This window comes from Ruminococcus turbiniformis (assembly GCF_020687545.1).
In the GTDB taxonomy this organism is placed as follows: domain Bacteria; phylum Bacillota; class Clostridia; order Lachnospirales; family Lachnospiraceae; genus Mediterraneibacter; species Mediterraneibacter turbiniformis.
Window position 1 is genome coordinate 1 of the sequence record NZ_JAJEQX010000055.1, and the last position, 12,899, is coordinate 12,899.

The 12,899-nt window shown below is 47.6% G+C and carries 11 protein-coding genes and 1 pseudogene; 10 read left to right on the forward strand and 2 right to left on the reverse strand.

From position 1 onward, the window contains the following. Positions 1 to 213: 213 nt before the first annotated feature. From LKD70_RS17530 to LKD70_RS17540, 3 genes are all read left to right on the forward strand, one after another. Positions 214 to 921, forward strand: a complete 708-nt coding sequence (locus LKD70_RS17530) for an ABC transporter ATP-binding protein (protein ID WP_227709163.1) — start codon at positions 214 to 216, stop codon at positions 919 to 921. 335 nt (positions 922 to 1,256) lie between these two features. Continuing rightward, positions 1,257 to 2,399: a hypothetical protein gene (locus LKD70_RS17535; RefSeq protein WP_227709164.1), complete on the forward strand. Its 1,143-nt coding sequence runs from the start codon at positions 1,257 to 1,259 to the stop codon at positions 2,397 to 2,399. Between the two features lie 63 nt (positions 2,400 to 2,462). Then, positions 2,463 to 3,587, forward strand: a complete 1,125-nt coding sequence (locus tag LKD70_RS17540) for a cobalt-precorrin 5A hydrolase (RefSeq protein WP_227709165.1) — start codon at positions 2,463 to 2,465, stop codon at positions 3,585 to 3,587. 77 nt (positions 3,588 to 3,664) lie between these two features. Here LKD70_RS17540 and LKD70_RS17545 read toward each other — a convergent pair whose 3' ends face one another. Both LKD70_RS17545 and LKD70_RS17550 read right to left on the reverse strand, forming a co-directional pair. Continuing rightward, a complete protein-coding gene (locus LKD70_RS17545) occupies positions 3,665 to 4,024 on the reverse strand; it encodes a P-II family nitrogen regulator (protein ID WP_227709166.1) in 360 nt (119 codons plus the stop codon). Between the two features lie 75 nt (positions 4,025 to 4,099). Then, positions 4,100 to 5,344 carry an ammonium transporter gene (locus tag LKD70_RS17550; protein ID WP_407690996.1) on the reverse strand — a complete coding sequence of 415 codons (1,245 nt, stop codon included), beginning with the start codon at positions 5,342 to 5,344 and terminating at the stop codon, positions 4,100 to 4,102. A 304-nt stretch (positions 5,345 to 5,648) separates the two neighbouring features. Between LKD70_RS17550 and cobK the strand changes: the two genes are divergently transcribed. From cobK to LKD70_RS17585, 7 genes and pseudogenes are all read left to right on the forward strand, one after another. After that, positions 5,649 to 6,563 carry a precorrin-6A reductase gene (gene cobK / locus LKD70_RS17555; protein ID WP_320442613.1) on the forward strand — a complete coding sequence of 305 codons (915 nt, stop codon included), beginning with the start codon at positions 5,649 to 5,651 and terminating at the stop codon, positions 6,561 to 6,563. Positions 6,564 to 6,575: 12 nt separating this feature from the next. Then, positions 6,576 to 6,668 (forward strand): annotated as a pseudogene (locus LKD70_RS17560) (fructosamine kinase family protein); the annotation flags it as partial. Between the two features lie 214 nt (positions 6,669 to 6,882). Beyond that, positions 6,883 to 7,647, forward strand: a complete 765-nt coding sequence (gene rpsB, locus LKD70_RS17565; protein WP_227709168.1) for a 30S ribosomal protein S2 — start codon at positions 6,883 to 6,885, stop codon at positions 7,645 to 7,647. 39 nt (positions 7,648 to 7,686) lie between these two features. Further along, complete coding sequence (gene tsf / locus LKD70_RS17570; RefSeq protein WP_227709169.1) at positions 7,687 to 8,610, forward strand: translation elongation factor Ts; 924 nt, start codon at positions 7,687 to 7,689, stop codon at positions 8,608 to 8,610. 158 nt (positions 8,611 to 8,768) lie between these two features. After that, a complete protein-coding gene (locus LKD70_RS17575) occupies positions 8,769 to 9,650 on the forward strand; it encodes a helix-turn-helix domain-containing protein (protein WP_227709170.1) in 882 nt (293 codons plus the stop codon). A gap of 119 nt (positions 9,651 to 9,769) precedes the next feature. Further along, positions 9,770 to 11,125, forward strand: a complete 1,356-nt coding sequence (locus LKD70_RS17580) for an NCS2 family permease (protein ID WP_227709171.1) — start codon at positions 9,770 to 9,772, stop codon at positions 11,123 to 11,125. Between the two features lie 592 nt (positions 11,126 to 11,717). Next, a complete protein-coding gene (locus tag LKD70_RS17585) occupies positions 11,718 to 12,776 on the forward strand; it encodes a GntR family transcriptional regulator (protein ID WP_227709174.1) in 1,059 nt (352 codons plus the stop codon). Positions 12,777 to 12,899: the final 123 nt, after the last annotated feature.

Consider the following 12,899-nt stretch of genomic DNA (forward strand, 5'->3'; position numbering starts at 1 on the left):
ACTGAAAATTCTACAAAGCAAAAAGAATCAGGGCGCGGGAAACTGCGCCCTTAATGTATTAAAACCGGGCAGCCCATGGGCGCACCGGTTATCTTTTCTTTACTTTGCGTCTGCTGAAAGGTATAATGTTCTCACATAGAGTCAAATGGACATGCAAGCATGTCCGCCTGGTTCGTTGTTCGCGGGAATAAAATGAAGCAAGAGGAGTAAGACATGAAATTTACAATCGAACATCTGTCAAAACATTTTGAGAAAAAGGAAGTGCTCCGGGATATTGATTTCACCTTTGAGGAGGGGAAAATCTATGGCCTTCTCGGACGGAACGGCGCGGGAAAAACGACCCTGTTCAACTGCATTAACCGGGATATAAAAACAGACGGCGGAAGCTTTTATCTGGAAGAGGACGGTGTGCGCAGGGAGTTGAAAAGTGAAGATATCGGATACGTGCTGTCAGTTCCGACTGTCCCGGAATTTCTGACAGCGCGTGAATTTCTGAAGTTTTTCCTGGATATCAATGAGAATTCTATCCGTAATCCGAAAAGTATTGACGAATACTTTGAGTATATGGGCATCGCGCCGGATGACAGGGACAAGCTGTTGAAGGACTATTCCCACGGTATGAAAAATAAGATGCAGATGCTTGTCAATATTATGGTTCAGCCGAAGCTTCTTCTTCTTGATGAGCCGCTGACCTCTCTTGACGTTGTGGTGGCGGAGGAGATGAAACAGCTTCTCAAGTCTTTAAAGCAGGAGAGAATTACGATTTTTTCAACTCATATTATGGACCTGGCGCTTGATTTGTGCGACGAGATTGTGCTTTTAAGCCATGGAGAACTTGAGGTTGTAGAAAAATCCAATCTGGATAATCAGGAGTTCAAGACAAGAATTATAGCAGCGCTGAGGGAGGAGGATCATGTATAAAACACTTCGTATTTCTTTTGCGCTCAAAAATACATACAGAGTAAACAGTATTTTATATTCTCTCAAACAGATTCCCATTGTGAAAAGAATATTGCCGGAAGCGCTGTATCGCGTGAAAGGACTGAAAATTTTTGCAAATATACTTTCTTTTCTCTGGGAGGCAGCTTCGGCTTTTATCGGAAAGCTGCTCTATTTTATTACAATGGTATGCGGCATCGGAATTTTATACAGGTATGTGCCCGCAGAACAGGCATTTTTGCATATTCTGCTTTTTCTGACTCTGATCGGATCGTATATAAATACAAAACTGTTCAATCCTTCCAGAGACAAATATTATGCCTTTCTCTGTTATCTTCGGGACGTTAAGGGGAGTTCCGGTATGGTTCTGTGCGGCAATTCCTTTTTCGGTGGCAGGAATTAAAATTCTGGCAGCGGCGTATTCTCTGTATGACTATGAGAAGAATGGGAATGTATATAATGAAAATAATATAGGAGCGCCCATTTGGGCTGTATCAGGAATCCTTCTTGTCCTTGCATATGGCCTTCCGGCTGTGGGGGTTGCCCTTCCGGCAGCGGCATCTATGGTCATTATGCTCTCCTTTATCCCTGCGGGCCTGATCGGAATCCGCAAAATAGCGACGTTTCCTTATTACCGGGAAATCAGCCGTGAACTTCTTGCCAATGTGACAAATCAGATGGATGCGGTAAAACGTGCGTCGAAGATGTCAGCGGAAAGAACAATCCAGACAGATACATCGATTACGAGCAGAAGGAAAGGCGTTGAGTATTTAAACGAACTTTTTATCAGACGCCACCAGAAGATTCTTTGGAAATCTACGGTCAAAATTGCGGCGGTCAGCCTCTTTATCGTCTGTGGAATCCTCCTTGTCCTGAGGCTCTCGCCCGGCGTCAGGGAGACAACAAATGAGCTGCTTATGAGCTGGTTTTCCTATTTTGTATTTGTGATGTACGCTATAAACAGGGGAACAGGATTTACACGGGCGCTGTTTATGAACTGTGACCACAGTCTGCTGACTTATTCTTTTTATAAGCAGCCCGCCTTTGTGCTGAAACTGTTTCAGATCAGGCTGCGGGAAATTATAAAAATCAATGCAGTGCCTGCTCTGGTGATCGGTGCCGGACTGGCGGCGATACTGTATGTTTCCGGCGGCACGGACAATCCGGTTAATTACGGAGTACTTATTGTCGCCACACTCTGTATGAGTACTTTTTTCTCAATTCATTACCTGACGATTTACTATCTGCTTCAGCCGTATAACGCGGGAACAGAGATGAAGAGCGCCACATACCAGATCATTATGGCGGGAACTTATCTGGCCTGCCTGGCAGTGATACAGGTGAAAATGCCGATATTTGTGTTCGGGATCGCATGTATTGTATTTTGCGCTGTCTATTCGGCCGTCGCATGCATTCTTGTATATCACTTTGCGCCGAAAACGTTCCGGCTGCGGGTATAGCCTGAAAGAAAAGCCGGAAAGAAGAAAGAAAAAGAAACGGCCGACGGGAAAAAGGAGGAAAAGATGGACGTAAGGGCAGAAACAATGATCATTCTGAGTTTTACCCGTGCGGGGACAGAATTAAACAGGAAAATATGCGGACTGTACGGGCAAAGAGGGCAGAAGCGTACCGGATATGCTCCGGCGAAATACAGCGTGCACAAGGATGAATCCACAGATGGCTGTATTATTCCGTTCCCGCCAGACATCAGAAGCGTGATCAAAGAATGGTGGGGCAGCGCGGCATTCCTTTTTATCGGGGCCGCGGGGATTGCAGTCCGCTATATTGCCCCCTTTGTGCAGGATAAGTTTACGGATTCTCCGGTCCTCGTGATGGATGAGAGAGGAAGATTCGTGATTCCGCTGCTGTCGGGACATATAGGCGGGGCGGCGTTTCTGGCGGATGAACTTGCAGAGATGACCGGAGCGGAGGCGGTGCATACGACAGCGACTGATGTGCAGGGAAAGTTCGCTGTGGATGTGTTCGCGAAAGAAAGCGCTCTTGTCATCACAGACCGGAAAAAGGCAAAAGAAATGTCAGCCGCTGTGCTTGACGGGGAGAGAATCGGTTTTTACTGTGCCTTTAAAGCATATGAGATCTGCGGGAAAATTCCGCCGGAGATTGTCATGTGCAAAAGCCGGGAGGAGATGAGGACTTACGGCTGTGGAATTGAGGTGGGGGATCGAGAGAGAGGTTTTGCGAAGGGGCCTGAAGATGAACACACAGATGCATCACATGTGCTTCTTCTGACCCCGCGAAATATGACGGTCGGAATCGGATGCCGGAAGAATATCCCGGCAGAGCAGCTTGAACAGAACTTAAAGAGTATCCTCTCAGAAGCCGGGCTTGACATTGCTCAGGCAGAGAAAATTACAAGCATTGACCTGAAAAAAGACGAGCCGGCGCTCCTTGCGCTTGCGGAGAAATATCATCTTCCCTTCGAGACATTTTCTGCGGAAAAGCTAAGAGAAGTGGAAAATGTCACAGCCCGTTCCTCTTTCGTGGAGAGGACCACCGGAGTGGACAACGTGTGTGAGCGCGCCGCGCTTGCCGGGTGCAGGGACGGAAGTCTGGTACTTGGAAAAACCGTCGGGGACGGGATGACAGCGGCTGTGGTTAGAAGAGCAGTGCGGCTTGTATTTGAGTGAAAGAGAAAGGAACTGCCGGTGTGACAGTTCCTTCTTTATTATAATCCCAAAGTATGAAGCCAGGCGCTTCCGGTGCTTTATTCAAACTGAGACTGGAGCGCGTCGTATCCGGTCTCTTTTGTCCGGATTTTCATGGCGCTTCGGATCTCATAGCTGAAGATCTTTCCGTCGCCGACTTCTCCGGTGTATGCGATCTCCTGAATGGCGTCGATGACTTTCTTTTCCCATTCTTCCGAAGAAACGACGATCTCAAACTTGATTTTCGGCTGCATGAAGATATCAACTTCAGAGCCGCGGACTCTCTCTTTATATCCGCGCTGCGCGCCGCATCCCATGACCTGGGAGACTGTGATGCCGTTGACCTGGATTTTGTTCAGGGCGTCTTTTATTTCCTCGAACTTTTCTTCTCTTACAATTGCTTCCACTTTTATTAACATATGACTTTTCCTCCTGTCTTTTTGGCGGGCATTTTGTTTATATATCGGTGTTTATGTATCGATTCTGCCTATTTGTCAGTCGAATCCGTTGAATGACGGGTATGCGTTTTCGCCGTGCTGTGAGAGGTCAAGTCCGATCATTTCATCTTTCTGGTCAACCCTGAGTTTTGTAAATACGCGGATAATTCCGATACAGATAAGTGAACCGGCTACTGCTACCGCGATCGTAACAAGGATACTGATAACCTGCGCTGCAAAAAGGCGCGTCTCACCGAATACAAGGCCATCCCACTGTGCGACAGAGTTGATAGAACTCTGTCCGAACAGGCCGGTTGCAATACCACCCCAGATACCTCCGATGCCATGACAGCCGAATGCGTCGAGTGAATCGTCGATTTTCAGTTTATGTTTAATAAGATGCATCATAAAACAGCAGATCGGGCTTACAAGCGCACCGATGATGAATGAAGACCAGATCGGTACAAAGCCGGCTCCGGGTGTAATCGCGACAAGTCCGACTACAAGTCCGGTACATGCGTCTACGACAGTGGGTTTTCCGTCTTTGATGACATCAATCAGCATCCAGGAAAGCATCGCTGTTGCCGCTGAGATGGATGTGGTCATAAACGCGTGTGCCGCGAGTCCGTCAGCGGCCAGGGCGCTTCCTGCATTAAACCCGTACCATCCGAACCAGAGAAGAGCTGCTCCGAGTACGACGAACGGGATATTGTGGATGCGATATGACGTCTTTTCATATCCCCGTCTTCTTCCAAGATAAACTGCAAGTACAAGCGCGCTCACACCGGAGCTGATATGCACTACATTTCCTCCCGCAAAGTCTACAGATCCGATAGAGGCGAGAAAACCTCCCTGCCCCCATACCATATGCGCCATCGGGTAGTACACGATGACAGACCAGAGAGCGATAAAAGCAAAGAGCGCTTTGAATTTCATTCGTCCGACTACCGCGCCGGTAATGAGCGCCGGGGTAATCATAGCGAACATCATCTGGAATCCTGCGTATACAAGATGAGGAAGTGTGTCGGAGTAGGGGCCTGCCTCCCAGCCGACTCCGTTTAATCCGAGCCATTCAAAACCGCCGATGATTCCGGCGTGGTCTTCACCGAATGCCAACGAATATCCAAAGAGGCACCACATGAAAATGGAGAGCCCCATGATTGCCACGCAGGCCATCATTGTGTTTAATACATTTTTTCTTCTTACAAGCCCGCCGTAGAAAAAGGCGAGTCCGGGCGTCATAATAAAGACGAGCGCCGCACAGATCATTATAAATCCAGTGTTTCCTGTATCCATAAAAATACCTCCCATTCTGAAATGAGCAGAAAGACAATGTGCCGGCTTTATAATTACATTCTGCTTAAAACAAGAAAAGACGCCTGATCGGTGAGGGCGTTTCCTTTGCCTCATCATCAGACGTCTTTGTCTTGTCGCTAAGTCTAGCAGATGTAAATTCAAAAATCAAGAAAAAAACGAGAAAAAACAGCTTTTTGGTAAAAATTCTATAAAATTTAGAAATAAAACATAAATTATCAGCTATATTTACAGGAATATTATGGCTGTGATAAAATGGTTACCAAAAAGAAAGACACAGAGGTACAGTCAGGTGACAGCAGAAAGAAAAGAAGATTTGGACAGAAAATACATTTCAGACAGGACAGATCCCGGTCTGCTTATCTTTGCCGGGACAACAGAAGGGAGACTTCTGGCGGAATATGCCGCAGACTCCGGCATGCGGTGCTGGGTAAGCACTGCCACAGAATACGGTAAAAGCCTTCTGGATAATCTGCCGGGAATCGAGGCCGTGTGCGGCAGGATGGATGAGGAGAAAATCAGAGCATTCATCAGAGAAAGAAAACTTTCACTTGTGATCGACGCGACACATCCATTCGCGGTGCGGGCAACGGAGTGTATCAGGAAAGCCTGCCTTGCGGAGAACACAGAGTATGTGCGCTGTGTGAGAGAACTGCATGAAGAAAAAAAGTCCCTGGCTGTTTCCGGAAAGAAAAATCCGGACGAGTCAGAGAAAGAACACAGGATTGTGGAAGTAAAGTCTGTCGCAGAGGCGGTGGATTATCTGAAACAGACAGAAGGGAATATACTTATCGCAACGGGAAGCAGAGATCTGGCGATGTACACGGAGATTCCGGATTATAGAAAACGGTGTTTTGCCCGTGTCCTTTCCACACGGGAATCCGTGGAAAAAAGTGTATCTCTCGGTTTTGAGGGAAAGCATCTGATCGCCATGCAGGGGCCGTTTTCGGTGGATATGAACCTGGCAGTTCTCCGTCAGACAGAAGCCTCATACTTTGTCACAAAGGAATCCGGACATGCGGGAGGGTTTGAGGAGAAAGAGGAAGCGGCTGCAGGAGCGGGAGCAGTCCTGATCGTTATCGGACGTACAGAAGAGCGGGGGATGAGCCTGGAAGAAACGAAAAGAGTTATTGACGCTTTCGGACAGAGATCCGGAAAGGATAAAAACGGTTTTCGGAGAGCGTGTATGTGCCGGGGGCTGTGCTGAAGAAAGGAAAAATATAATCTCTATCACCTTCTGAACCATTTAAACCTGTTCGGCAGAGCATATCTGGGGAATGTGGAGAACCTGCTCTGTACATATGCGCCGTAGCATCCTTCTTTTGTCAGGACAGAACAGGACGCACTATTATAATTTAGCCGGAAACAAGGCAAAAATTCCTTGCCAACCGTATCGTTCTGTGCTATACTACGAATGTTGCAAAAAAACACGTATGTGGCTCTCGCTGATGGTGCCAAAGCCGGAAAACGGCCGGTTTCAGCGAATAAAGCATGCGGAAGACTAAAACCAGATGGAGGAAAGAAACATGAGTGTTATTTCAATGAAACAGCTTTTAGAAGCAGGTGTACACTTCGGACACCAGACAAGAAGATGGAACCCGAAAATGGCTCCGTACATCTACACAGAGAGAAATGGTATTTACATCATCGACCTGCAGAAATCTGTAGGAATGGTTGACGATGCATATAAAGCCGTTTCTGACATTGCGGCAGAGGGCGGTACAATCCTTTTCGTTGGAACAAAGAAGCAGGCTCAGGATGCCATCAAGACAGAGGCAGAGCGCTGCGGCATGTTCTACGTAAACGAGAGATGGCTGGGCGGAATGCTTACAAACTTCAAAACGATCCAGAGCCGTGTACAGCGTCTCAAAGAGATTGAGGCTATGTCAGAAGACGGAACATTCGATGTGCTTCCGAAGAAAGAAGTTATCGCTCTTAAGAAAGAGTGGGATAAGCTTGAGAAGAACCTCGGCGGTATCAAAGAGATGAAGAGACTGCCGGACGCAATTTTCGTTGTAGATCCGAAGAAGGAAAGAATCTGCGTTCAGGAGGCTCACGCTCTCGGAATCACTCTGATCGGTATCTGCGATACAAACTGCGATCCGGAAGAGCTTGATTATGTAATCCCGGGAAATGACGATGCAATCAGAGCTGTAAAACTGATTGTTTCCAAGATGGCTGACGCTGTTGTAGAGGCAAACCAGGGCGCTACGGCAGAGGATGAGTACTATGAGGAAGAGGCAGCAGATTACGCTGAGGAAGCAGCTGAGGAAGAGGCAGCAGAAGAGTAAGATCTTTTCATTTAAGATTTATTATTGGAGGAATTTATCATGGCAATCACAGCAGGAATGGTAAAAGAATTAAGAGAAATGACAGGCGCAGGCATGATGGACTGCAAGAAAGCCCTCACAGAGACAAACGGTGATATGGATGCCGCTGTTGAGTTCCTTAGAAAGAACGGACAGGCAAAGGCTGAGAAGAAGGCCGGAAGAATCGCTGCGGAAGGTATCGTTAAGACTGTTGTAAAAGACGACAAGGTTGCGGCAATCGTTGAGGTAAACTCCGAGACAGACTTCGTTGCAAAGAACGATGACTTCCAGGGATTTGTAGAGGCTGTTGTAAATCAGGCAGTAGATTCCGATGCAGCTGATATTGACGCTTTCCTGGCAGAGGCATGGGCAGCTGATCCGTCCAAGACGGTAAAGGACGCTCTCGTAGAGAAGATCGCGGTAATCGGCGAGAATCTGAACATCAGAAGATTCGAGAAGGTTACAGCTGAGAACGGGTGTGTGGTATCCTACATCCACGGCGGCGGACGTATCGGCGTTCTCGTTGCGGCTGATACAGACGTTGTAAACGATGAGATCAGAACATGCCTGAAGAACGTGGCTATGCAGGTTGCAGCCATGTCTCCGAAGTATGTGTCCCGCAGCGAGGTTTCACAGGAGTTCATGGATCATGAGAAAGAGATCCTTCTCGCTCAGGCGAAGAAAGAGAACCCGGAGAAGCCGGACAACATCATCGAGAAGATGATCATCGGACGTCTTAACAAAGAGCTTAAAGAGTACTGCCTGCTTGATCAGGTGTATGTACAGGACAGCGACCTCACAGTCGGCAAGTATGTTGACAAGGTGGCGAAGGAGAACAACGCGAAAGTTACGGTTACAAAGTTTGTCCGCTTCGAGACAGGCGAAGGAATCGAGAAGAAGCAGGAGAACTTCGCTGAGGAAGTCGCAAAACAGATGAATATGTAATATTATTTATGTTGATATTCTGAGAGGAAGCCAAACCCTTACGAGTGGTGATTTTACACTGCCTGTAAGGGTTTTCTTTATCTGTTTTCCGCACGAATAGTCAAAAATTCTTTTCTCTGATCTGATATACTGTATTACGTAAGGAGGAGGTAACGACAGTGGAATACAGAGAAGAGATCAAGGCGGCAATCGATTATATCGAACAGCATCTGGATCAGGAGATCCGGGTGGATGACGCGGCCGCGGCTGCCGGATTTTCGAAATATCATTTCCAGCGGATTTTTAAAAATGAAACCGGGCTTTCGGTGTATGGGTACATTCAGAAAAGAAGGCTCGCGCAGGCATCCGCACTTCTCCTTAACACCAGTATGCAGGTTCTTGATATTGCAGTGTGTCTGTATTTTGAATCCCAGGAGGCGTTTACCCGCGCGTTCAAGAAATGCTACGGGCTGCCTCCGGGGCAGTATCGGAAAGCTCTGCGCAATGTGATTCACGGAGGTATGAATATGGAGAACAAGAATACAAAAATCAAACACTGGATCATAACGGGAACAGTGCAGGATAAATATGAAACAGGCACGGATTATCAGGTATTCCATGTGGGGACGCGGTCCGCGTTCATCCGTTCAACGGCGGATGAGTACGAGGCGGATGAATATTATACAGTCATGCAGCAGTTTGCCGCGGAGAGGTTCCTGGGGAAAAGAGTCCGGTTTGCCGCTTTTGTAAAGGCGCAGGACGTAGAAGGATGGGCGGGGCTGTGGATGAGGCTTGACGGAAAATTCAATGTAACACTCAAGCTTGACAATATGCAGAACCGTCCGATCAGAGGGACATCGGAGTGGAATCTTTATTCCTGTGTGCTGGATGTGCCCCCTGAGACAGAGGTGATCAATATCGGGATACTGTTATCGGGAAAAGGATGTGTCTGGATGGATAACACATCCTTCCAGGAAGTTGACCGGAGTGTTCCGGTGACGGAGTTTGAGATCAGAAAAGAATATCCGGACGGGCCTGAGAATATGATGTTTGAGGAGTAGAGAAAAAATATATTTTGAAAAACTGAAAAAAGAGACAGAAATGCGCCAATTTTATGGAAATTTATAAAACCTTATGATATTATTTATATAAAGTTTATAATTATCAAAAGGAGAGAGCTATGGAGAAATTTTTTAAACTGAAAGAGAATGGCACAACTGTATCCACAGAAATTATGGCTGGATTGACTACTTTTTTTGCAATGTCCTATATCATTGTGGTGAATCCGAGCATTCTGTCTCAATCCGGAATGGAGTGGGGAGCGGTCTTTCTTGCGACCATCATTGCCTCGATTATCGGTACGCTGGTGATGGGCCTTGTCGCGAACGTTCCGTATGCGCAGGCTCCGGGAATGGGACTGAATGCGTTTTTCGTCTATACGGTCTGCTTCGGACTTGGCTTTACATGGCAGCAGGCGCTGTCTATGGTGTTTATCTGCGGTATTATCAATATTATTATCACAGTCACGAAAGTGCGTAAATACATCATCAAGTCGATTCCACTCAGCCTTCAGCATGCGATTGGAGGCGGAATCGGTATCTTTGTTGCGTACATCGGGCTTCTGAATGTGGGAATCATCAACTTTGACGGAGGCGTACCGGCACTTTCGACGCTGAATCAGGCGTCCTTCCTTGTATTCCTGTTCGGACTGGCGCTCACAATTATTCTGCTTGTGCTGAATGTGAAAGGTGCGATCCTGATATCGATTATTGTGACAACGCTTGTGGGAATCCCCTGTGGCGTAACAAGTCCCCAGGATACAGTAAGCTTTACTGAAGCGTGCCGTGCACTGCCGACAACGTTTCTGGCAATCTTTAAGGAAGGCGGTCTTACAAGCCTGTTTGCGGATCCGGCGAAGATTCCGCTTGTGCTGATTACTATCTTTTCTTTCAGCATTTCCGATACATTTGACACACTGGGAACGTTCATCGGAACCGGACGCCGCAGCGGTATTTTCAGCGATGAAGATGAACGGCTGATGGAGAATTCTGCGGGCTTTAAGTCAAGACTGGACAAAGCGCTGTTCGCGGATGCGACAGCAACGTCGATCGGTGCGCTGTTTGGAACTTCCAACACGACGACATTTGTGGAAAGCGCATCCGGTATCGGGGTGGGCGGAAGAACCGGCCTTACTTCTGTGGTGACGGCGATCTGCTTTGCGCTTTCCGCGTTCCTGGCTACCTTTGTCAGTGCGGTGCCGTTTGCGGCGACTGCGCCGGCGCTTGTAGCGGTGGGAATTATGATGGTTTCTTCCTTCAAAGACATAGAGTGGAATGATCTGAGCGAAGCGGTTCCCGCATTTTTCGCCGGAATTTTTATGGCGCTCTGCTACAGCATATCCTACGGTATTGCGGCCGGATTCATCTTCTATTGCATCGTGAAAGTATGTAAGGGAAAGGCAAAAGAAATTCATCCGATTCTGTGGGTGTGCACAGGGTTGTTTGTTCTGAACTTTGTACTGCTGGCGCTTCTGTAGGGACGAAAGGCGGTGCCGGGAGTGAAAGAGATGTACGTGATTATGCACGGAGACAGGAAAACTGCCTGTATCGATATCTGTCTTATCGGAAATATGGATTGGCACTGGAGAAACTGAGGACTGCTTATCGATAACCGTACGAACCGCCCGGTCTCCCTGCACCCGCTGGTGGATTTTAATCAGGCGTTTCACCCCTGTGATGATGTTAAAGAGCAAACTGTCAGACAGCCCTTCCGGAAAGAATATAGCAGCGCGAAGCGGCAGTCCGCCAGGTATCAAAGATCGGGCTGGACCAGATTTCCGAGACCGAAGAAAAGTGGTTTGAGAGAAGGATGGAAGATTGCAGGATACTGATGGAGAGAATCAATATTTTGCAAGCTGTTTTAGATTCCTAAGAACCATCGAGGAGTTGTATTGCTTTTTAAAAACAAAAACAATACAACTCCTCAATTTATGCCAAAAAAACATCTTTATATTTGGAAAAAGTGTGAATTGTATTGAAAGTTGTTATGTTGTATAGTGTTTACAGAGAGTGAAATAAGTACAAAACGAACAGAAAGGGCGGTGAGCCGGACTGAAAAAATATGAACAGATCGTCTCCTGGGTACAGGAAGAGATCGAAAAAGGCGCGCTGACCCGCGGGGCCAGACTTCCGTCAGAAAATGAACTGATGAGCCGTTTTGACGTGAGCCGCCAGACAGTGCGGCGGGGCCTGGAGGCACTCTCAGATAAAGGCATTATAGAAAGCCGCAGAGGAAGCGGGACGTATGTCTCTGTCAACACCCGCCGTTTTACAGAGCGGGAGATCCGGATTGCGGTGATGCTTACTTATGTGGATACCTACATTTTCCCGTCTATTGTGAAAGGAATCGAGTCGGTTCTCTCCCGGGAAGGATGTACCCTGCAGATTGCGGTCACAGACAACGCGGTGGAAAAGGAGCGGATGGTGCTCAAAGACTTTATCCGGACCCAGTCTGTGGACGGAGTGATTGCCGAGACGGTTAAGAGCGGACTCCCGAATCCGAACCTTGATCTGTACCGGCAACTTGAGGATCTCGGGATTCAGGTGCTGTTCGTCAACAGTTTTTACAAAGAACTTGATATCCCTCATGTCAGCCTGAATGACAGAAAGGCGGGATATATGGCTGCGAAGCATCTTATAGAATGCGGTCATACCCGCATCGGGGGGATTTTTAAGTCAGACGACGGCCAGGGACACCTGCGTTATGCCGGGTATATGGATGCTCTCATGGAGAACGATATCAGAATCCGCGGCGGCAAAACGATCTGGCTTGATTCTGAGGAAATCAGGAACATGGAAGAGGAAAGCGCGAAAATATTGCGCAGACTGGGCGACTGTACAGCCTGTGTCTGCTATAATGATGAAATCGCTTATAAACTTGCAGATATTCTGAAGAAGGCCGGCATCCGGATTCCGGAAGACATGTCGCTGGTAGGCATTGACAATTCCGGTCTGGCAAGATTCGGCGCGGTTCCCATGACATCGGTCAGAAATCCGGTGGAGGAACTGGGGATTACCGCGGCGGAAAAGATGACCGGCAGTATTCTGCGGCGGGAAAAAATGGAAACACGGGAGTTTGAACCGGAACTTGTGATGAGAAATTCGGTTCAGGTACTCCGTGAAATATGAAACACCACAAGGGTGTACCAAATGCCGTGAAAAGCACGGCAGTAAATAATGAAACACCACAAGGGTGTACCAAATGCCGTGAAAAGCACGGCAGTAAATAATGAAACACCACAAGGGTGTACC